Annotated in this window: 18 protein-coding genes, 1 pseudogene and 3 riboswitches; of the genes and pseudogenes, 17 read left to right on the forward strand and 2 right to left on the reverse strand. The window is 56.8% G+C overall.

Annotation, left to right across the window (positions count from 1 at the left end; genetic code table 11):
* The first annotated feature begins 11 nt into the window (after positions 1–11).
* Positions 12–1,163, forward strand: a complete 1,152-nt coding sequence (locus tag ACFPQ4_RS05235) for an amidohydrolase family protein (RefSeq protein WP_378110723.1) — start codon at positions 12–14, stop codon at positions 1,161–1,163.
* 308 nt (positions 1,164–1,471) lie between these two features.
* On the opposite strand, the gene ACFPQ4_RS05240 is transcribed toward ACFPQ4_RS05235, so the two are convergent.
* Positions 1,472–2,530, reverse strand: coding sequence for an LLM class flavin-dependent oxidoreductase (locus tag ACFPQ4_RS05240; RefSeq protein WP_378110724.1), 1,059 nt, complete (start codon positions 2,528–2,530; stop codon positions 1,472–1,474).
* Between the two features lie 100 nt (positions 2,531–2,630).
* On the opposite strand from ACFPQ4_RS05240, the gene ACFPQ4_RS05245 reads away from it, so the two are divergent.
* The 10 genes from ACFPQ4_RS05245 to ACFPQ4_RS05290 all read left to right on the forward strand — a co-directional run bounded on the left by ACFPQ4_RS05245 (position 2,631) and on the right by ACFPQ4_RS05290 (position 10,071).
* Entirely contained in the window at positions 2,631–2,999 is a 369-nt protein-coding gene (locus tag ACFPQ4_RS05245) for a DUF4180 domain-containing protein (RefSeq protein WP_378110725.1), read from the forward strand.
* 81 nt (positions 3,000–3,080) lie between these two features.
* Positions 3,081–3,158: riboswitch (ZMP/ZTP riboswitch) on the forward strand.
* Between the two features lie 69 nt (positions 3,159–3,227).
* Positions 3,228–3,803, forward strand: coding sequence for a DJ-1/PfpI family protein (locus ACFPQ4_RS05250; RefSeq protein WP_378110745.1), 576 nt, complete (start codon positions 3,228–3,230; stop codon positions 3,801–3,803).
* 69 nt (positions 3,804–3,872) lie between these two features.
* Entirely contained in the window at positions 3,873–4,712 is an 840-nt protein-coding gene (locus tag ACFPQ4_RS05255) for an SDR family oxidoreductase (protein ID WP_378110726.1), read from the forward strand.
* 72 nt (positions 4,713–4,784) lie between these two features.
* Positions 4,785–5,801, forward strand: a complete 1,017-nt coding sequence (locus ACFPQ4_RS05260) for an SDR family oxidoreductase (protein WP_378110727.1) — start codon at positions 4,785–4,787, stop codon at positions 5,799–5,801.
* Between the two features lie 70 nt (positions 5,802–5,871).
* On the forward strand, positions 5,872–6,771 hold the full coding sequence (locus tag ACFPQ4_RS05265) for an SDR family oxidoreductase (protein WP_378110728.1): 900 nt from the start codon (positions 5,872–5,874) through the stop codon (positions 6,769–6,771).
* A 159-nt stretch (positions 6,772–6,930) separates the two neighbouring features.
* Positions 6,931–7,485 (forward strand): helix-turn-helix domain-containing protein, encoded by a 555-nt coding sequence (locus ACFPQ4_RS05270; protein ID WP_378110729.1) that lies wholly within the window; start codon positions 6,931–6,933, stop codon positions 7,483–7,485.
* Positions 7,466–8,173 (forward strand): YhfC family glutamic-type intramembrane protease, encoded by a 708-nt coding sequence (locus tag ACFPQ4_RS05275; RefSeq protein WP_378110730.1) that lies wholly within the window; start codon positions 7,466–7,468, stop codon positions 8,171–8,173. Before ACFPQ4_RS05270 ends, ACFPQ4_RS05275 begins: the two co-directional genes overlap by 20 nt.
* Before the next feature lie 22 nt (positions 8,174–8,195).
* Positions 8,196–8,402, forward strand: a complete 207-nt coding sequence (locus tag ACFPQ4_RS05280; RefSeq protein WP_378110731.1) for a PLD nuclease N-terminal domain-containing protein — start codon at positions 8,196–8,198, stop codon at positions 8,400–8,402.
* Positions 8,399–9,304: an ABC transporter ATP-binding protein gene (locus tag ACFPQ4_RS05285; protein ID WP_378110732.1), complete on the forward strand. Its 906-nt coding sequence runs from the start codon at positions 8,399–8,401 to the stop codon at positions 9,302–9,304. Before ACFPQ4_RS05280 ends, ACFPQ4_RS05285 begins: the two co-directional genes overlap by 4 nt.
* Positions 9,301–10,071: an ABC transporter permease subunit gene (locus ACFPQ4_RS05290; RefSeq protein ID WP_378110733.1), complete on the forward strand. Its 771-nt coding sequence runs from the start codon at positions 9,301–9,303 to the stop codon at positions 10,069–10,071. The genes ACFPQ4_RS05285 and ACFPQ4_RS05290 overlap by 4 nt, the downstream gene beginning before the upstream one ends.
* Here the strand turns inward: ACFPQ4_RS05290 and ACFPQ4_RS05295 are convergent.
* A pseudogene (locus ACFPQ4_RS05295) lies at positions 10,060–10,785 on the reverse strand (hypothetical protein); the annotation flags it as partial. The gene ACFPQ4_RS05290 and the pseudogene ACFPQ4_RS05295 sit on opposite strands and share 12 nt — an antisense overlap.
* Positions 10,786–10,962: 177 nt before the next feature.
* Positions 10,963–11,085: riboswitch (guanidine-I (ykkC/yxkD leader) on the forward strand.
* A 73-nt stretch (positions 11,086–11,158) separates the two neighbouring features.
* On the opposite strand from ACFPQ4_RS05295, the gene ACFPQ4_RS05300 reads away from it, so the two are divergent.
* The 6 genes from ACFPQ4_RS05300 to ACFPQ4_RS05325 all read left to right on the forward strand — a co-directional run bounded on the left by ACFPQ4_RS05300 (position 11,159) and on the right by ACFPQ4_RS05325 (position 20,471).
* Positions 11,159–11,887: an urea amidolyase associated protein UAAP1 gene (locus ACFPQ4_RS05300; RefSeq protein WP_378110734.1), complete on the forward strand. Its 729-nt coding sequence runs from the start codon at positions 11,159–11,161 to the stop codon at positions 11,885–11,887.
* A gap of 47 nt (positions 11,888–11,934) precedes the next feature.
* A complete protein-coding gene (locus ACFPQ4_RS05305; RefSeq protein WP_378110735.1) occupies positions 11,935–12,591 on the forward strand; it encodes an urea amidolyase associated protein UAAP2 in 657 nt (218 codons plus the stop codon).
* 38 nt (positions 12,592–12,629) lie between these two features.
* Positions 12,630–16,274 (forward strand): urea carboxylase, encoded by a 3,645-nt coding sequence (gene uca / locus ACFPQ4_RS05310; protein WP_378110736.1) that lies wholly within the window; start codon positions 12,630–12,632, stop codon positions 16,272–16,274.
* A gap of 18 nt (positions 16,275–16,292) precedes the next feature.
* Positions 16,293–17,684 (forward strand): allophanate hydrolase, encoded by a 1,392-nt coding sequence (locus ACFPQ4_RS05315; protein WP_378110737.1) that lies wholly within the window; start codon positions 16,293–16,295, stop codon positions 17,682–17,684.
* A gap of 19 nt (positions 17,685–17,703) precedes the next feature.
* Positions 17,704–18,099: an allophanate hydrolase-related protein gene (locus tag ACFPQ4_RS05320; protein ID WP_378110738.1), complete on the forward strand. Its 396-nt coding sequence runs from the start codon at positions 17,704–17,706 to the stop codon at positions 18,097–18,099.
* A 277-nt stretch (positions 18,100–18,376) separates the two neighbouring features.
* Positions 18,377–18,549, forward strand: a riboswitch (cyclic di-AMP (ydaO/yuaA leader).
* Positions 18,550–18,647: 98 nt separating this feature from the next.
* Positions 18,648–20,471, forward strand: coding sequence for an APC family permease (locus ACFPQ4_RS05325; RefSeq protein WP_378110739.1), 1,824 nt, complete (start codon positions 18,648–18,650; stop codon positions 20,469–20,471).
* Positions 20,472–20,554 lie beyond the last annotated feature (83 nt).

The raw sequence follows: 20,554 nt of genomic DNA on the forward strand, positions 1-20,554 counted from the left end.
GAGACTCTACTATGCGTATAATGACCTATCGCAAGCTGCGCCGTGCCATAAGCTTTGCATTCGTGCTCGTGATTCTCCTCGTCTTGGCAACGGGCTGCGACGGATCGAAGGCTCCGTCCTCGTCCCCGGCGGTGGGGCCTTCAACGCCAACTGCGACAATCGAAGTAGCGTCCGAACCCGCGGCACCCGAGCGGAAGACATTAGAGCAACTCGTCGAGCAGTACCACTCTCTGGGGCTGACGGACGTTCATAATCACGACGCCAGCGGCTCTGCCTATGCGATAAAGCAGTCCATGTGGGACCAAAATGCCGTCAGCCGCGTCGTGCTGTTCGGGGACGTCTCGGAACCGAGCGCCGTCCTTACGGACGCCGCGGCGTGGGAAGCGTACGTGGGAAATCCGGATCACGTCGTTCCGTATTTCTCCGGCATCGATCTCCACGATAAGTCCGCCATCGATGACGCCCGGCGTCTTCTGGAGCAAGGCTATTTCGGCATCGGCGAAATCGTCGGAGCATCCACCTACTCTCCCGTTGTGTCAAAGGTGGCTTGGAAGGCATTCGATCCGATGGATGGCATTTTGCCGCAGCTCTACGAATTATGTGCGGAGTATAAAGCTCCGGTTCTGCTTCATATCGATCCAATGGCCGGGGAACCTATCGTGAAGCTGGAGGAAGCGCTCGACGCCTATCCCGATACGATTATCATAGTCGGGCACATTAATGCCTACAATTCTCCGGCCAACGTTGAAGCGCTGATGGCGGCGCATCCGAATCTGTACGCCGACTTCTTCGCGGGCTTCACGGATTTGAATCCGGATAGCGGGAATACGCTCGAAGACTTCGTGCCGGTCATGAAGAAGTTCTCGGATCGTTTCCTGCTAAGCACCGACTCCGGCTACGGTCTGGACGGCGAGGAGGCGGCGGCCATCGAATCGATGTACCGGATGGTCGATTTACTGAACCAAGAGGACCCGGAGGTTGCGAAGCGAATCGCGCATGATAATTACGACGCGATCCTTCAAGCCGAGCCGGCAACGAAGACGCAGTTGGAGGCGCTCGGGAAGCTCGATTTTCCGGACGGGCAGAAGCCCGACCTGACCCATTTGTCTAAGCTGGAAGCGGGCCGCCTACTGATTGATGCGCAGGTAGATATGACCCAATAACACGTTGACATCGGAGCGGACACACGAGTCGCTATTCCTGGCCAATTAACGGTTTTAACATTGGTTGCGGATATCAGAAGCCTTATTAGCACCCAAGCGCCGTATTCTAACGAGTTTTGAGGAAAATAGCGTCTTCTATGTCCGCTAGGTCGCCCAAACACGGCTTGTTCGTCAGAATAGCGTCCCGTGTGTCCGTGGAGTCAGTCCCCTACCCCATCAATCGATGCTCATACGCGTAGAGGCTGCCCTTAATCACCTTTCGGTGACTTGTGGGACAGCCTCTATAGTTACATTAGGAGATGAGATGCTTATCCCTTAGCAAGCTCCTTGCGAACGATCGGCGCGACCTTGGTGCCGAGCAGCTCGATGGTGCGCAGCAGCTGGCTATGAGGCATCGTGCTGACGTCGGCATGCAGGAAGAACCGCGTAATGCCTAGGTTGCGCTGCAGCAGCACGATTTTCTCGGCGACGTATTCGGGATCGCCGACATAGAGCGCACCGCGCATGCTGCGAGCGGCATCGAACGCCGAGCGGTCGTAATGCGGCCATCCGCGTTCGCGACCGATCGTGTTCATATGGGCTTGCGTGTGCGGGAAGAACAGGTCGGCTGCTCGGTCGGTCGTATCCGAAATGAAGCCGTGGGAGTGCGTCGCAATCTGCAGCTTGGCGACGTCATGCCCTGCGCGCGCGGCGGCTTGCTTATACAAGTTGACGAGCGGAGCGAACCGCTCCGGCATGCCGCCGATGATGGCGAACACGATCGGCAATCCGAGCGTCCCCGCGCGAACGGCGGATTCCGGATTGCCGCCACTGGCGATCCATACCGGAAGCGGCTCCTGCACGGAGCGCGGATAGACGCCTAAGTTTTTGATCGCCGCACGATGGCCTCCGCGCCAGGTGACCTTTTCCGATGCGCGGATCGCGAGCAATAGCTCGAGCTTTTCCTCGAACAACTCGTCGTAATGGTCCAGACTATATCCGAACAGCGGGAACGATTCGATGAACGAACCGCGCCCCGCCATAATTTCCGCCCGACCGTTAGACAAGCCGTCCAACGTGGAGAAAGATTCGTATACGCGAACCGGATCGTCCGAGGACAATACCGTAACGGCGCTCGAGAGACGGATCCGCTTCGTCACGGAAGCGGCCGCTGCGAGTATGGTGACCGGCGAAGTGCCCGCGTAGTCTGCCCGATGATGTTCGCCTATGCCATAGACGTCTAGCCCGACTTGATCGGCGAGCACGATTTCCTCGACGGCCTGGCGCAGCCGCTCGGCGTGAGTGATGGACTTCCCGACCGTCGCGTTCGGCGTCGCTTCGAGAAACGTGCTGATTCCTATTTCGAATGAAGATGCTTGATTAGTCATGCGGGTTTCGCCCCCTTATTAATACCTATAGTCTACTCATTATTTTATTGTTTCTCAACTTTTGTTAGTTAGGTTACAATCCAAGGGAGGTGAGCTGCGGATGAACATTAGGGTTGACCAAAGAGGACCATCTTTAGTAGCGATCGTGGAAAGCGACGAGATTGTCATTGGCGAAGTGCAAGACGCATTGGATTTAATGGCTACTGTACAATACACGGCGGACTGCACAAAAATGCTCATCGAAAAGTCGTGCTTCACGGAAGATTTCTTTGAGCTCAAGACGAAGCTTGCGGGCGATATTTTGCAAAAGTTTACGACCTATCAAGTGAAGCTGGCGATCGTAGGAGATTTCGGCGCGTACGACAGCAAAAGCCTGAAGGATTTCATATACGAATGCAACAAGGGCACGCAAATCTTTTTCCTCCCGGACCAGGCGACCGCGCTCGATAGGCTTCACCAGTACGCGTAATCGTGCCGGATCTACAGACGTGATTAAACAAATCCAACCGTTGTCAGTTCCAAAATAAGGATGTACACTATCGTTAACAATTACACCGCGCGCAACTGGCGTAGCATGGATAACCATGGGGGAACGCAGCGGATACGGCCGTACGCCTGGGCGAAGCAATCGAACGCGAATGTCGCGATCGGGTGCTTCTTTTTGTTTTTCCAGCCCATAAGGAGAGGCTAGGTGTCTATGATGAAAGTGGCTTACGTGATGTTCGACGGAATGACGACGCTCGATTGGGCGGGTGTACATGAGGTGCTGCCGTGGATGCTCGTGCTCGGGGCTAAGCCGGACTTGTCATGGGACTTCTGTTCGAACAAAGACCGGATTACGGACGATCGCGGACTTAAAATCAACATCGACCACGTTTTGCCGGACTTGTCCAGGTACGACTTGGTTTTCGTAACCGGCGGCATGCCTACGAGACAGCTTAGATTCGATGCCGCATTCATGGCCTGGATCAAGACCGCGCGAGACGCGAAGCTCAAAGCGTCGGTATGCACCGGCGCTTTGCTGCTCGGCGCCGCCGGGTTCCTAGAGGGTAAGCGGGCAACGACTAACCCGTCGGCATATGACTTGCTTGCCCCCTATTGCGCGGAGGTCGTTCGGGAACGCTGCGTTCGCGACGGCGACGTGTTCACCGGAGGAGCCGCGTCGTCTTCGATCGACCTAGGCTTGCTGCTCGTCGAGTCGTTAACGGACGTCGCATTCGCTCGACAGGTGCAACAGAAAATAGATTACCCGTACTATCGTCCGCAATTGTAATGGCCTATTCGATCGAGGATAATGATTAGGTAAGGACTGGTAACCTAATTTCTCGAAGCGGGTGATCATTTGAACCGAATCATTGCGATTACCGGCGCATCGTCCGGGATCGGTCTGGCAACGGCGCTGAAGTTCGGACGGGAAGGGTGGACCGTATACGCGGGCACTCGGAATGCGGAAAGAGATAGGCAGCTGTACGCGGACAACGCGAATGTGCATTTCGTCGAGATGGAAGTAACCGACCCGACCGCTCTGCAGACGGTCGTAGACCGAATCGATGCCGAGCATGGACGTCTGGACGTCCTATTCTGCAATGCCGGCTTCGGTTATTTGAGGGCGCTTGGGCAAGCGGATCTCGCGGACATCCATCGCGTGTTCGACACGAACGTATACGGCGTCATGCATACGATCCGCGCCGCGCTGCCGCTTCTTCGCAAGGGAGATGGCGGGCATATTATCGCGACGTCTAGCGTCGGCGGGCTTGTGGGACAGCCGCTCAACGAAATTTATTGCGCCAGTAAATTCGCGGTCGAAGGTCTACTCGAAAGCTTAGCGACTTACTATAAGCCCGCTTTCAACATCGATATAACGCTTCTTGAGCCGGGCGCGATCGCCACGAGCTTCGTCAGTACGGTCATGTCGCAGGTCGAGAAGACGGGCGGTATTCTGGACGATGAATACAAGCCGGTTCTGATGCGTTATATCGAAGGTTTCAATAGCCGCAATTCCGTGCCGCAGACGTCGGAGTCGGTTGCCGATGTCGTATGGGACGTCGTCCATAGCGATCCGAAGCCGCTTCGCGTCAGAACTTCGGAAGCTGCCGAATCATTCGTCCGCTTCAAGGCGGAGAAAGATCCGACCGGGCTCGAAGGCGTAAAGTATACTCGCAAGCTTCAACTGAATTGGTAAAATAGGGATAGGTAACCGCTGATGGAGCGGCCGACGTCTCGGTCGTTCTCAAACTCATGGAGGTGCACGGAAATGAAAGCTCTTTTTATCGGGGGAACAGGCATTATCAGCTCGGCGATTACGGAGCAATTGGCGAAGCAAGGCTGCGAATTGTACTTGCTTAACCGCGGCAGCCGGAACGATGATTTGCCTGCGGGCGTACGCGTCGTTCAAGCGGATATCAACGACGAGGAGCGCGTGGCGAAGCTGATCGAGTCGATGTCGTTCGACGTCGTCGCCGATTTTATCGCGTTCGTGCCGGCGCAGCTGGAGCGGGATTATCGCCTTTTCCAAGGCAAAACGAAGCAATTCATGTTCATCAGCTCGGCATCCGCCTATCAGACGCCGCTATCGGACTATCGAATCACCGAAGGTACGCCATTATCGAATCCATACTGGGAATATTCCCGGAACAAAATAGCCTGCGAAGAGTACCTCATCAAGCAATATCGCGAGCAAGGCTTCCCGGTTACGATCGTCCGGCCGAGCCATACGTACGACGAACGCTCGATTCCGCTAGGCGTGCACGGTAGCAGAGGAACTTGGCAGGTTGCCCGGCGCATGCTGGAGAACAAGCCGGTCATCATTCACGGCGACGGTACGTCTTTGTGGACGATGACGCACAACAGCGACTTTGCCAAAGGCTTCATCGGCTTGATGGGCAACATTCACGCGCTCGGTGAGACGGTACATATCACTTCGGACGAGTCGGTCACTTGGAACCAAATTTACGAGATTATCGCCGACGCGCTGGGCGTTAAGCTCAATGCCGTCCACGTCTCTTCGGAATTCCTCGCCGCATGCAGCACGGAAGACTACCGCGGCGGCTTGCTAGGCGACAAGGCCAACTCCGTCGTCTTCGACAACGCGAAGCTGAAGCGGCTAGTTCCCGAATTCGTCGCGACGACGCGTCTCGACCAAGGGATCAAGAAGACGGTCGCCCACATTCTGGCCCATCCAGAGCTGCAGCAAGAAGACCCGGAATTCGATGCGTGGTGTGACAAGGTCGTTCATGCGCTGGATGCGGCGGCAAAGGCGATCAGAGGGTAAAAAGGGAACCGAATAGGCATCCGCTGAATATTCTGCTTCGACGACTTGAGCAGAAGGTGGCGGATGCAAGATGATTCCGATGTACCCGTATTACGGTTACGAGACGCATTGTCGTCCAGTCCCGGTGACGTTCCCTCCGCAGCATCAAGATAGGCAGCCGGGTTTGGAATATTTGATGAACCCGACTCCAATCTCGGATAATCCCGCCTATAAGGGAAGCGGTAAGCTGGCAGGCAAAGTCGCCATCATCAACGGCGGCGACAGCGGCATCGGCCGCGCGGTCGCGATCGGCTTCGCCAAGGAAGGCGCAGACATGGCGATCGTCTACTTGTACGAGCGGGAAGACGCGCTGGCGACGAAGGCGATGGTCGAGAAATACGGGCGGCGCTGTTTACTAATCGAAGGCGATTTGCGGCGTCCGGAGTTTTCCGCGGAAGTCGTAAGACGGACGCTCGCCTGCTACGGTTGCCTGGACATTCTGGTCATGGGCCAAGGCGTTCAATTCCCTCAGGAAAGCATCATGAATATTTCCGACGCGCAGCTTGAGGACACGTACCGAACGAATATTTTCCCGATGTTCTACATGACGAAGGCGGCGTTGCCGTACTTGAAGCCGGGAAGCGCGATTATCTCGACGGCGTCCGTTACCGCCTACGTGGGAGCGCCGCTGCTCGTCGACTACTCGTCGACCAAGGGTGCGATCGTCTCGTTCACGCGATCTTTATCGCTGCAGCTAGTCCATAAGGGCATTAGGGTCAACGCTGTGGCACCCGGACCGATCTGGACGCCGCTCATCGTATCGAGCTATTCCGCGGAATACGTGAAGACGTTCGGGCTGGAGACGCCGATGAAGCGAGCTGGGCAGCCGTTCGAGCTCGCGCCGACTTACATTTACTTGGCGTCGGACGACTCGTCGTTCGTGACGGGGCAAGTGCTGCACGTTAACGGGGGCGTTATGACGGAAACCTAATAGACCTAATAGAGGGGCATTCGGGTTATTTAATACCTGGGTGCCCTTTTATCGTTCTTCGATCCGGATGCACTGGTGGGTATTGACAATAGCTCATACGATTATTATTATTATCATTATCGATAATGATAATAAGTTGATAACGGAAGGAGTTTACTCGTGAATCCAACGAAAGCCGACTTGATTTTGCATCCTATCCGTATGCGGATCATTCTAGCATTGATGCCAGAGGGCAACCGCACGACCCAGCAGTTAGTGGAGCGCCTCTCGAACGTTCCTCAGGCGACCTTGTACCGTCATTTGAATACGCTTCTGAAAGCGGGATTGATTCATGTCGCGGAAGAACGCAAAGTGCGGGGGACAACGGAGAAAGTATATGTTCTGGCGAAGAATGCAGCCGACATTACGCCTGAAGACATGACGGAAACGTCCCCCGAGCTGCATATGGAGCTGTTCATGAAGTTCGTGGCGTCGATGATCGGAAGCTTCGGTTCCTATGTCGGACAGGACCATTACGACCTGTTTGCGGACGGAATCAGCTTTCGGCAGCACCAGTTCTACTTGGACGACGAGGAGTATAGGGAGATGTTGAAGGATATTAGGGAGCGGATGCAACGGCAAGTCGGCAACGAACCGCGAGAAGGAAGAAGACTACGTAACTTATGGAACGTAGTCATACCGGAGGTGAACGGCAATGAACCCGATAACGACTGAACCGATTATCGTTAACGAAGAAGTAATGGCCAAAGCTTCCGTGCGCTCGCTATTGTGCTTGCCGCTTTACCTAGCTGTTCCGGCCCTGTTCTGGTACGGATTCAAGCTGGCGGGTTACGAGATGGATTGGCAAGCGTTCGGATTAGGGGCGCTCGGATGGTTCATCGCGTTATTGCTACGGGGACCGCTTAGCGCGGTCGTAATGAAGTTGCCTCGGGATCAAGCGGCGAATATTATCGGCTTAAGCTCCGGCGTACTGGAAGAGGGTACCCGTGTGATCCTGCTCGCGCTTACGTCGGTCGCGTCGTCTTGGGCGCTCTCCGTCGGCCAAGGCTGGGCGGCAATCGAAGTGCTCTACGTTATGATTAACATCGTTGCCATTGCTTCTTTGGTGAAACGGACGGATGAGAAAGCGACGCAGGCGAAGCAAATGCTAGACGCGCAAGGGTTGGTTCAGACCAGTCCGTTCTGGGGTATTCTAGAGCGGATATGGGCGTCCGCTTTCCATATCGGCTGTACGCTGATCGTCGCCCGTTATCCTTGGACGGTCGTCGCTCTTATTCCTCTCCACAGCGGATTGAACTGGTTCGCCGTTCGATTGGTGAAAGACTCCGTTGGTAAATCCAGCATACTTATCGCTCTCTTCGGAATTTCCGTATTAACCGTAGGCTTAGTTATTCATTCTTAATCGCTTATTAGGGGGTATTTACATGTCATTAAAAGATGTAGACTGGCAGCTTATTCTGCCGCTTATCGTCGTGCAAGCTGCTTTAATGATCATCGCGCTGATAGACTTGGTCAGACGGGAAAGCAAAGCCGTTAGAGGGCCGAAGCTCATGTGGGTGTTCATAATCGTGCTGGGGAGCCTGCTCGGCCCGGTCGTCTACTTCACGGTAGGAAGGAAGAGCGACTATTGAGTCTTCTTGAAGTGACGGGTTTGGTCAAAACCTTCGGAGCGCAGACCGCAGTAGACGGGGTAACCTTCGGGATAGCCGAAGGTCGCTGTCTTGCGCTGCTCGGACCTAACGGGGCGGGCAAGACGACGACGCTCAGAATGTTGTCCGGCTTGCTCCAGCCTTCATCCGGTACGATCCGGTTCGCGAATGCGGCAGGGAAAGACATTAGAGGCGAGATCGGATACTTGCCGCAATACCCCTCCTTCTTCAATTGGATGAGCGGCCGCGAGTTTCTGGTTTTCACCGCTAAGCTGGCTAGGATATCCGCCAAAGAGGCAGCGACGCGATCGGATGAAATTTTGGAGCGCGTCGGGTTGAAGGACGCGGCGAGGCGCCGTATCGGCGGCTATTCCGGCGGAATGAAGCAGAGGCTCGGCCTGGCGCAGGCGGTCATCCACCGGCCGAAGCTGCTTATTCTAGACGAGCCGGTATCCGCGCTCGATCCGCAAGGTCGCCATGAAGTGCTCGAGCTGCTGCGGGAGATGAAGCGAGAGACGACGATTCTGTTCTCCACGCACGTGCTGCATGACGTGGAAGAGATCAGCGAAGACGTCATCATCATGGATCGGGGGAGAATCGTGATCCAAGGCGACCTGCAAAGGCTGCTACGCGACCACGAGCGTCCGGTAATCCGCGTCAAAGCCCGCGGGTTGCCCACCGGATGGGTGCAAGCCTTACGCGGCAAATCGTTCGTACGCGAATGGAGCGATACGACGGATGGTTTTACGATGCATGTAACCGATGTCTCGGAGGCCAGAAGGTCGCTGCTGCGGGCGATCTCCGATTCGAACGTCGAGGTCGAGAGCTTCGAGATCGGACGGACGTCCCTGGAAGATCTGTTCTTGAAGGTGGTGAAAGCATGAACATGTGGTTGCTGCTCTTCCGTAAAGAAATGATAGAGGGCGCGCGGAATTACAAGTGGTTATGGATCCCGCTCGTCTTTGCGATCTTCGGTATTTCCAATCCGGTAACCTCGCATTTCTTGCCGGAGATCCTGAAGTCTAGCGGCGTTACGGAGGAGGCCGCCAAGCTGATTCCTGAGCCAACCTCCGCAGAAGTCATCGTCAAGTCGTTATCTCAGTACGGTTCGATGGGTTTGCTCGTGCTTGCGCTTGCCTTCATGGGCATCGTCGCGGCGGAACGGCAGTCCGGATCGATGATCATGGTGTTGGTCAAGCCGGTATCGCATGTCAGCTACGTCACCTCCAAATGGGCGGCGATGAACGTCATCACGCTTGCGGCAGTAGCGGCCGGTCAACTCGGGACGTGGTATTATACGAGGCTGTTATTCGAAGATATCGCACTGCGGGCGGTACTGATCAGCGGGGTGGTGTATGCGCTATGGCTTGTCTTCGTCAATACGATCACGCTTCTGCTCAGCTGCGTGATGAAGTCGCTTGCCGGCATCGCCTTCGTGGCCGTGGCGGCGGCGGCATGCCTGACGCTCTTGACCCAATTGCTTAAGGGTGCGATGCGATGGAGTCCGAGCCGACTAACCGCAGAAGCAGGCCGGATCGTGCAAGAAGGGCAAGCGAGCGGAAGTCTGTGGTTGATTCTCTCCGTAACCGTTCTGCTGATCGCTCTTATGCTAGCCCTGGCCGTAACGGCTTCGAGGCGCTTAATCCGGTGATTGCTTAATCGCGATCGGAGCGATGAGTGGTTGACGGGGCTTGGCTTGGGCTTGCGGCGATAACCAAAGCGGATGAAGCTTGAACCTAATTAGGTAATACGCGGCGCCGAACAACACCCAAGAGAACCCTAGCCACAGCGCGGCTGCGTCTAGCAACGACAACAGCCAGCCGATGAAGCTAGCCCCGCATAGCGGGAATACGAGGTAACTGAGCGTCATTCGGACCGTCGTTCGCTGACCTTCTCTAATATACTTTTTGACGATAACGGATAGATTGACGAAGACGAACGCCGTGAGCGCGCCAAAATTAACGAATTTGACCGCGGTATCGAGGTTGATGACGAGAGCTAGCATCGAGAAGGCGGCCACGATGACGATATTGACGGCCGGCGTAAGAAACTTCGGATGGAGGGTGCCGAACACGCGCTTCGGAAGCGGTTCCAGCGGATTGACGCCTCCCGTTAAGTTATGCACCAGGAAGGCGCAGAAGACGCCGATGAACGCGATCTGAATCCATACGAACCATTTGCTAATGTTGGCAGAGAAGCTAACACCTATAATATTAATGGCTGCCAGCGTGACGTTCAGTCCTACAATCCAGACCCATACCGGCACGGACGGGAATTGCGCATGCAGGAAAATACCGAATGTTAAGCAAGCGATGAGCGGAGAGAACAAGTAGTCGAGCAACAGCGCCCAACCGACTAGGAAGCCCGCGTGACTCTCGGACCAGCCGGCGAACGCGCCGCGGAACCCTAGGAGGCAATGCTATGCGATTGTTATGTCAGATAATATAACATTTTTGAATCGACTTTGGAAAGAATTAGCGCAAAATTTGTTTATTTCGTTGACTGACCGATTTATTCATGTTATGTTTAATTACATAACCGAATATTCGTTTACTAGGGTTCCGGCGGTGAAATCCGCGTCTGGTCCGAGAGTAAACCGTTCCTTAAGAGAGCGCGCAAGCGTTGCTGCTTGGGAATGACACGGAAGGATAAAAACCTGGGAGATATCATCAAGGCGCCCCGCCTTGTGGTATTTCCCTTTTTGTTTACCTCCAATCCCGATTAAAGGAGCGATTCGCATGGGAAACAACGCATGGAGTACATTGATCCGCCCGGGAGGCAAGTGGTCGGGCAACATCGGCAGGGGCAAGCTGCTGCGCTTTACCGCGCTCGAAGCCGGAGCGAACGTATCGCTGCTGCTCTACAACGCGGACGATCTGACCGAACGCTACAATATGCCGGATACGCTGAAAGCCCAGCATACGGCTCATCTGACGCGCGGGCATACGCTTATGAGCGATAACGGGCGTGTGCTGGCGGCGATCGTCCAAGACAGCCTGGGCTGGCACGATACGATATCGGCTTACTCGACCCGCGGGGCGACGGACGCCAAGTACGGGCTGACGCGCTATCAAGAGGAACGCAACGAATGGCTGAGAAGCGGGGAAGAGAATTTCGCGGTGGAGCTGATGAGATGCGGTTTAGGCGTTCGCGATCTCGTACCCAACATCAATCTGTTCGCGAAAGTGAGCTGCGACGATTCCGGCGAGATGCGTTACGACGCGTCGCATTGCCCGGCGGGCGCGACCGTCACGCTTCGCACCGAGATGGACGTCGTGCTTATTCTATCGAATACGCCGAACCCGCTCGATCCAAGCGCGTCGTACCCTTCGGTGCCGGTGAAGTTGGAAGTGCTATCGGCGGAAGAGGAAGTCGGGCTGGACGATTATTGCGTCAACTATCGGCCGGAGAATCTTCGGGCTTACGAGAATACATGGGCTTATTACGCTTTGCGGCGGAACGGCTGAGGATTTATATATTCCTATTTGGTACGAGATAACGGGAGGGATCTGCTATGGCTGTATTCAATCGCGTAGAGAGCGCGCGCTTAATCGAGCATGCGATACACGACGAGATCGTGCTTGCCGGAGACGGCTGGATGCGCGAGCTCGCGCCTGGACAGGTGATCCGGATCGTCGACATGGAGGGCAATCAAGCGGCGGACACGTTGTTCTATGACGCAGAGCATCCGGAGGATCACTATAGCGCGGTCCGAACGATCGTGGCGCAAAGCAATATCTATTTGTCTACCGGCTCCGTTATAAGAGCGGAATCGGGCAAGGCGCTGCTCACGATCGTCGCCGATACGTGCGGCCGCCACGACACGCTCGGCGGCTCTTGCTCAGCGCAGAGCAACACCGTTCGTTACGCGCACGAGAAGCTGCACATGCACAATTGCCGCGACACGTTCATGCTGCAGTTGGCTAAGCATGCGGACGGCGACAAGTACGCGAAGCGGGACCTTGCGCCGAACATTAACTTCTTTATGAACGTACCGGTGACCCCGGAAGGCGGACTGACGTTCGCGGACGGCGTATCTTCGCCGGGGGCGTACGTCGAGCTGCAGGCGGAACGCCGCACGATGGCGCTCATCAGCAACTGCCCGCAGCTGAACAATCCTTGCAACGCCTACAACCCGACGCCGATTCGGGTATTGATCTGGAATAGCTGAAGCGACCGACCTATGAATTCGACCTGGGAGTGATCCATATGTTCACTAAGATTCTCATCGCCAACCGCGGCGCGATCGCCGTCCGGATAGAGCGCACGCTGCGCAAGCTTGGCATCGCGTCCGTTGCCGTCTACACGAAAGCCGACCAAGACAGCCTGCATGTCGACAACGCCGACGAGGCGGTTCTGATCGGCGACGGTCCGGCTAAGGAAAGCTACCTGAACGCGGAGCTTATTTTGCGTATTGCCGAAGAGACGGGCGCCCAAGCGATTCATCCGGGCTACGGCTTCCTCAGCGAGAACGCCGGGTTCGCCCGCGCTTGCCGCGAGCGCGGTATCGCCTTCATCGGGCCGACGCCGGAGCAGATGGAGACGTTCGGGCTGAAGCATTCCGCCCGCGAGGCGGCGGAGCGGGCAGGCGTGCCGATGCTGCCGGGAACGGGTCTTATCTCGGAAATAGAAGACGCGACGCGCGAGGCGAAGAGAATCGGTTATCCGGTCATTCTGAAGAGCACGGCGGGCGGCGGCGGAATCGGGATGCGGGTGTGCGCGGACGAAGCGACGCTGATCGCGGCGTTCGATTCGGTCAGACACCTCGCCGAGGCGAACTTCAAGAACGGCGGCGTATTTCTGGAGAAATACATCGCCAAGGCGCGGCACGTCGAGGTGCAAATTTTCGGCAACCGGTTCGGGGAAGTGGTGGCGCTCGGAGAACGGGATTGCTCCATTCAACGCCGGAACCAGAAAGTCATAGAAGAGACGCCGGCGCCGAATTTGCCTGCAGATGCGCGGGCGAGCATGTTGGATTCGGCGCGCAGGCTGGCGGCGGAAGTCGGTTACCGCAGCGCGGGGACGGTCGAATATTTGTACGACCCGGAAACTTGCGAGTACTACTTCCTCGAAGTAAACACCCGGCTGCAGGTCGAGCACGGCGTGACCGAAGAGGTGCTTGGGCTCGACCTCGTCGAGTGGATGGTTCGCGAGGCGGCTGACGAGATGACGGGGCTTGCCGATCGCGTGCCGCAGCCAAGCGGACATAGCATTCAGGCCCGGATCTATGCGGAAGATTGCCTGCAAGGGTTCCGCCCGAGCGCGGGACAGATGGATCAAGCGAAGTTCTCTTCGGATGCCCGCAACGAGACGTGGGTGCGGGACGGCATGACCGTGACGACGCTCTACGACCCTATGCTCGCGAAAATTATCGTGAAGGGCGTAGATCGCGAGGATGCGATTCGCAAGCTGGCCGCCGCGTTGTCGGACACGCGATTCTATGGGATTACGACGAACTTGCAATATTTGCAGGCGCTCCTCGCTAGCGAGGATTGCGTAAGCGGCAACGTCTACACGCAGCTGCTGGGCGGATTCGAGCCGGAAGAGCGCGCGCTCGAAGTGCTCGACGGCGGCGTTCAGACGACGGTTCAGGATTATCCGGGCCGCGTCGGTTATTGGGACGTCGGCGTTCCGCCGTGCGGACCGATGGACCCGCTATCGTTCCGGATCGGCAACAAGCTGCTCGGCAACGCGGACGATGCCGCAGGTCTCGAGATGACGTTGCGGGGAGGTTCGTTTCGGCTACGCAGCGACATGACGTTCTGCGTCACCGGCGCCGACATGCAGCCGACGCTCGACGATGAACCCGTTCACATGTACCGAGCGATCCGCGCTCGCCGTGGGCAAGTGCTTACGTTCGGCGAGGCGAAGGAAGGAATGCGCACGTACTTGCTTATCGGCGGCGGATTAGACATGCCGCGCATTCTGGGCAGCGCTTCGACTTTCACGCTCGGCAATTTCGGCGGTCACGGCGGACGCGCGATTCGGACCGGCGACGTGCTGAACGTGAACGCGAGCTCCGTCGACGGCGTTCCGGGCGTAGTTGACCCTGTCTCGGACTCGGATGAACTCGCCTACGCGGATCGCCCTCTAATGACTAAAGCGTGGACGATAGGCGTTATTCCAGGACCTCATTGCACGGAAGAATTTCTGCGGCCGGGTTATTTGGCTCAGCTGACGGAAACGGCCTGGGAGGTTCATTACAACAGCTCGCGCACGGGCGTCCGGCTGATCGGACCCGCGCCTCTCTGGACCAGAGAGGACGGAGGCGAAGCGGGCCTTCATCCTTCTAACATTCACGATAACGCCTATGCGGTCGGCACGCTCGATCTCACCGGCGACATGCCGATATTGCTTGGTCCGGACGGTCCGAGTCTAGGCGGCTTCGTCTGCCCGGTGACGACGGCGACCGCCGAGCTATGGAAGCTCGGTCAGTTGCACCCAGGAGACACCGTGCGCTTCCGGTTGCTGACGCTGCAAGAGGCCGAAGCGTTGCGTTCGGCGCAGGAGCTTAACCTGCATGCGATTGGCGAAGGCGAGCGGGAAGCGTTCGAGCCTGTCGTGTTGCCGCCATCGGCGGCGTCCGACTTCCGAACCGATTACCCGATTTTGCATCGCGACGTTTCCGAAAGCCGCCGGTATCCGCTGACGATCCGTTGCTGCGGCGATCAATATTTGCTCGTCGAATACGGAGAGCTCGAACTGGACTTGGCGCTTCGCTTCCAAGCGAACGCCTTAATGCAGGCGATCAAAGCCAGCGACGCGATTCCGGTCATCGATCTGACGCCGGGAATCCGCTCTTTGCAAGTGCATATCGATCCTTCGCGAATTACGGCTATGGAAGCATGCAAGCGCATCGTAGAGATCGACCAAGCGCTGCCTCCGTTGCATTCGATTCGCGTGCCTTCGCGGATCGTCCGCCTGCCGCTGTCTTGGGACGACCCGGCTACGCGGGTAGCGATCGACCGTTACCAGCAGAACGTACGCCCCGATGCGCCTTGGTGTCCGAGCAACATCGAGTTTATCCGGCGGGTGAACGGGCTGGACAGCATCGAGGAAGTGCAACGCATCGTGTTCGAAGCGAATTACCTCGTGCTCGGACTTGGCGACGTCTATCTCGGCGCGCCGGTCGCGACGCCGACCGATCCGCGTCATCGGCTCGTGACGACGAAGTACAACCCGGCGCGCACTTGGACCCCGGAGAACGCCGTCGGTATAGGCGGAGCGTACATGTGCGTTTACGGCATGGAAGGGCCTGGCGGATATCAATTCGTCGGACGCACGGTACAAATGTGGAATAAGTTGCGCCCGACGGCGAGCTTTAAGCCGGGCCAGCCGTGGCTGCTACGTTTCTTCGATCAAATTCAATTTTATCCGGTCAGCGCCGAGGAGCTGCTCGTCTTGCGCGAAGATTTCCTGCGCGGCCGGTTCGAAGCGGATATTACGGAAACCGAGTTCGACTTCGGCGAGTACTTGGCGTACCTCGACTCGATCAAGGAGAGCGCGGACGCTTTCAAGCATAAGCAGCAGACGGCTTTCCAGGCGGAGCGGGAGAGCTGGAAGCGGCTTGGTCTCGCCGAGTATGTCTCCGAGCAAGAGACGGCGAAGCCTACCGAAGAGAACGTTCTGCCGGAAGGCGCCGTCGCCGTACGGACGCCGATGCCGGGCAGCGTATGGAAAGTGCTCGTGACGCCGGGACAGGAAGTGAAGAAAGGCGACACGCTCATCATCCAAGAGAGCATGAAGATGGAGTTCGCCCAGCAAGCTCCCTCGGACGGAATCATCGGCTCGCTCTTCGTTACGCCAGGGGATCCGGTGCATTCGGGGCAGCTTATCGCCAGTATTATGAAGTAAAGGACGAGGAGGAGACTTATGGACGCGGCCAAAACACCTCAAGCGCTCAAGATAAATGAGCTTAGGGAGCGTTATCGGAGCGGCGAGACGACACCGGCAGAGGTCGTGGGGGAGATTATCCTTCGCGCGAAGCAGGATCAAGAAATGAATATATGGATCACTCCGCCGGAGTGGTCTCGGATCGAGCCTTTTCTCCTTCGGTTGAACGGAATCGATCCGGCGCAAGCGCCGCTGTGGGGCATTCCGTTCGCGATCAAAGACAATATCGATTGGTCCGGCGCGCCGACGACGGCGGGTTGTCCGGCGTACGCCTACCAGCCCTCCGAGGATGCCGCGGTCGTTGCCCGGCTCATCGAAGCGGGAGCGATTCCGCTAGGCAAGACGAACCTCGACCAATTCGCCACGGGGCTCGTCGGGACGCGAAGTCCATACGGCGAGACGCATAACGCGCTTAGGCCAGAACTCATTAGCGGCGGCTCGAGCAGCGGCTCGGCGGTCGCGGTAGCTCGCGGTCACGCGGCATTCTCCCTTGGCACCGATACGGCGGGCTCGGGGCGCGTTCCGGCACACCTGAACCGGCTCGTCGGCTATAAGCCGAGCCTTGGCGCGTGGCCGGTGCGAGGCGTCGTGCCTGCGTGCGAGAGCTTGGACTGCGTCACGGTATTCGCGTGGGATGCTGCCGATGCGTTCGAGGTCGACCGTGTCGTTCGCGGTCCTCACGAGAGCGACCCTTGGTCCCGACCGCTGCCCTCGCCGACCGCCGCGCTGCCATCGCGCATCTGCGTGCCGACCGCGGGCACGCTGGGGTTCTACGGCCCTTACGCGGCCGAATACGAGCAGGCTTGGCAGGCTGCGGTCGCGACGCTGCGGACGCTGGACATTCCCGTCGAGGAAGTCGACGTCGCGATGTACGGCGAAGCTGCATCCGTTCTGTACGAAGGTCCGTGGGTAGCGGAGCGATGGGCGGGTCTCGGCGCGTTCGTCGAGGCGAATCCGGGAGCATCGCTTCCCGTGACCGAACGCATTCTTAGAACGGGAGCCGACCCCAAGCATTCGGCCGCGTCGTTGTTCCAAGCGATGCACAAGCTGCAAGCTTACAAGCTCGAAGCGCGCATGCGGCTGAAGGACGCGGTGCTCGTCATGCCGACGGCCGGCGGCACTTGGACGCGCGAGCAAGTACGGCAAGACCCCATTGCGACGAACCGCGACATGGGAAGGTATACAAACCACTGCAACCTGCTGGATCTATGCGCGATCGCGATTCCGGCGGGTGATGCGGCGGCGGAGTTACCGTTCGGCATCACGCTATTCGCTACGGCGGAGCGGGAAGATCTGATCCGCGGCTGCGCGCAAGCCGTGGCGCAGACCCAAGCGCGGATCGCAAATCCGCTGTCCCCGATACGCCAATAAACTTCCAGGAGGAATGCCCATGTCAACTTCGGACACTACGTTAGTGGCGGTATGCGGCTTGCATATGCGCGGATTCCCGCTCGAGAAACAGCTGCTGGAACGCGGAGGGACGTTCGTGCGAGAGTCGACGACGGCCGCCAAGTATCGCTTGCTCAAGCTGCCGACGACGCCGGCGAAGCCGGGATTAATCAAGCTCACCAATGGCGGCGCGCCAATCGCATTGGAACTGTGGGAGCTGCCGTTGACGGCGTTCGGCTCGTTCGTCGCCTTGATTCCGAGTCCGCTCGGAATCGGCAAGGTCGAGCTAGCGGACGGTACGGAAGTGCCTGGCTTCATATGCGAAGGCTACGCATCCGAATGGGCAGGCGCGGAAGATATTACGAGCCTCGGAAGCTGGAGAAACCTAAATAAGTGAATAACAAATTTTCCCATGTATATCGTCAAATATAACCGGCGTAGCCAGCGAATAATAAGCCCTGATACGGGAAGGGCTTATTATTCGCTTTTTCAAGCGGCAGATCAACCGCAAGCGGTAATTCGATGAATGAGGCATGGTGGAGATGCTGCGCGACGGGTAGGCGAAGTGTATGCGCATTCATGACGCAAATATGGCGATTACGCCGGAATCGGACGGAAAATCGAGATTTACAGATCGGAGCGAGAGGAATATGATCATTCCATCAACTTCATAATAAAAGCATACGCTGAGTCCTTGAAGTCTAAGGAACGGGGGAACCAATCTGCGACGGGCTTTCCGCTCGCCGCGCGGGGTGAATCGATGAACGCGTCATTAGACCGTTATCGTAGGGCGACTCTACACGCCCGAATCCGTCAGCTAACCTCGTAAGCGTCTTAGAGGAGACACAACTTCGGCACGATTACCGGCCGCAGGGGAAACCTCTGCGGTTTTTTTTGTTGTGTCATCGTATCGACTTCATAACTTTAGACTTGGCGGTGTAAGGCATGCATTCCATTAAAAGATTGTTGATCGGGCGACCCCTTAAATCGAACGAATTAGGGGAGCAAAAGCTGATCAAGACGAAGGCGCTGGCCATCTTATCCTCGGACGCCTTGTCGTCGGTTGCTTACGGTCCGGAGCAGATCCTGCTTGTCCTGGTCACGATCAGCGCTGCCGCAATGTGGTATTCGGTTCCGATCGCGATCGGCGTATTGATCCTGTTGCTGGCGTTAATTTTATCTTATCGGCAAGTTATTTTCGCCTATCCTCACGGGGGCGGGGCGTACGTCGTATCGAAGGAAAATTTAGGGTTATCGGCTGGACTAGTATCGGGCGGTTCATTGCTCGTCGACTATATTCTGACCGTAGCGGTAAGCGTATCGGCCGGCACGGACGCCATAACGTCGGCTTTCCCGAGTCTTCATCCCTACACGGTCATTATCGCGGTCATATTCGTTGTTTTCATTACGATATTGAATTTGCGCGGGCTTACGGAATCGGCCTCGATACTCGCGTATCCGGTTTACTTGTTCGTGCTAGCGCTGTTCATCCTGATCGGCGTAGGGATCTACAAGATCGCTACGGGCGACGTGTCGACGGAGCTGCATACTTCGGTCGGCACGCCGGTTGCGGGCATCTCCTTGTTCTTGCTCTTGAAGGCGTTCGCCTCGGGTAGCTCGGCGCTTACCGGGGTCGAAGCGATCTCGAACGCCATTCCGAACTTCAAATCGCCTGCGCCCAACAACGCGGCGAAGACATTGATCGCGATGGGCGTGTTGCTCGCGATCTTATTCTCCGGCATCGTGATGCTGGCGTATTACTACGGCGTAACGCCGAAGCACGACGTAACGGTCGTCTCCCAGATCGCCGAGCACACGTTCGGACGGCACTTTATGTACTTCTTCATTCAAGGCACGACGGCATTGATCTTGATTCTCGCGGCGAATACCGGCTATTCGGCTTACCCGCTCTTGGCCGTCAATCTGGCGAAAGATAAGTTCATTCCGCGCATGTTCACGATCAGGGGCGACCGGTTGGGTTATTCGAACGGAATAATTAGCCTAGGCTTTCTGTCGATCATCCTAATCATTGCTTTTAAGGGTCAAACCGAGCAGCTTATCCCGCTATATGCCGTCGGCGTATTCATTCCGTTCACGCTCGCGCAAGTGGGCATGATCGTGAAATGGGTTCGTCAGAAGCCGAGCGGCTGGATTCCGAAGCTCATCATTAATACGATCGGCGCGATCATTTGCTTTACCGTCACGATGATGTTCTTCGTTACGAAGTTCAGCCAAGTGTGGCCGGTTCTCGTGTTCATGCCGATGATCATCTTTATTTTCCAACGGATCAAAAAGCATTACGAAGCCGTAGGCGAACAACTGCGGTTGGCCACTTGCGAGCCGACCGTGCCGATCAAAGGCAACGTCATCATCGTACCGGTATCCGGAATTACGCACGTCGTCGAGCATTCGGTTAACTATGCGCAATCGCTTAACGCGGATCAAATTATCGCGGTCTACATCCCGTTCGAACGGGAAGACGAGGCGCTGTTCGAGGAAAAATGGAGCAAGTGGCGGCCGGACATCCGATTGGTGACGCTGCACTCCCACTACCGGAGCATTATTCAGCCGCTTAGCAAGTTCATCGATACGGTACAGCGCAAGGCGAGCGAGTCGAACTACCAGGTGACGGTCATCATCCCTCAGTTCATCCCGAAGAAGGGCTGGCATAACATCCTGCACAACCAGACCAGCTTCATGATTCGCGCGCATCTGCTCTACCGCAAAGACGTAATCGTCACGACGGTCCCTTACCACTTGAAGAAATAGAGCCTTTCTAGCCCGGCTGAAGTGCACCCCTTATAGTGGACATTGTATAAAACACCCTGGTGTTTTACCGATGAAAACTATAG

The organism is Cohnella yongneupensis (genome assembly GCF_042655785.1).
GTDB lineage: Bacteria > Bacillota > Bacilli > Paenibacillales > Paenibacillaceae > Cohnella > Cohnella yongneupensis.

Bases quoted from the DNA above. Each gene is read 5' to 3' on its own strand.
- ACFPQ4_RS05235 (WP_378110723.1), top strand. From the start codon at position 12: ATGCGTATAATGACCTATCGCAAGCTGCGCCGTGCCATAAGCTTTGCA.
- ACFPQ4_RS05240 (WP_378110724.1), bottom strand. From the start codon at position 2,530: ATGACTAATCAAGCATCTTCATTCGAAATAGGAATCAGCACGTTTCTC.
- ACFPQ4_RS05245 (WP_378110725.1), top strand. From the start codon at position 2,631: ATGAACATTAGGGTTGACCAAAGAGGACCATCTTTAGTAGCGATCGTG.
- ACFPQ4_RS05250 (WP_378110745.1), top strand. From the start codon at position 3,228: ATGATGAAAGTGGCTTACGTGATGTTCGACGGAATGACGACGCTCGAT.
- ACFPQ4_RS05260 (WP_378110727.1), top strand. From the start codon at position 4,785: ATGAAAGCTCTTTTTATCGGGGGAACAGGCATTATCAGCTCGGCGATT.
- ACFPQ4_RS05265 (WP_378110728.1), top strand. From the start codon at position 5,872: ATGATTCCGATGTACCCGTATTACGGTTACGAGACGCATTGTCGTCCA.
- ACFPQ4_RS05275 (WP_378110730.1), top strand. From the start codon at position 7,466: ATGAACCCGATAACGACTGAACCGATTATCGTTAACGAAGAAGTAATG.
- ACFPQ4_RS05280 (WP_378110731.1), top strand. From the start codon at position 8,196: ATGTCATTAAAAGATGTAGACTGGCAGCTTATTCTGCCGCTTATCGTC.
- ACFPQ4_RS05290 (WP_378110733.1), top strand. From the start codon at position 9,301: ATGAACATGTGGTTGCTGCTCTTCCGTAAAGAAATGATAGAGGGCGCG.
- ACFPQ4_RS05300 (WP_378110734.1), top strand. From the start codon at position 11,159: ATGGGAAACAACGCATGGAGTACATTGATCCGCCCGGGAGGCAAGTGG.
- ACFPQ4_RS05305 (WP_378110735.1), top strand. From the start codon at position 11,935: ATGGCTGTATTCAATCGCGTAGAGAGCGCGCGCTTAATCGAGCATGCG.
- uca (WP_378110736.1), top strand. From the start codon at position 12,630: ATGTTCACTAAGATTCTCATCGCCAACCGCGGCGCGATCGCCGTCCGG.
- ACFPQ4_RS05315 (WP_378110737.1), top strand. From the start codon at position 16,293: ATGGACGCGGCCAAAACACCTCAAGCGCTCAAGATAAATGAGCTTAGG.
- ACFPQ4_RS05320 (WP_378110738.1), top strand. From the start codon at position 17,704: ATGTCAACTTCGGACACTACGTTAGTGGCGGTATGCGGCTTGCATATG.
- ACFPQ4_RS05325 (WP_378110739.1), top strand. From the start codon at position 18,648: ATGCATTCCATTAAAAGATTGTTGATCGGGCGACCCCTTAAATCGAAC.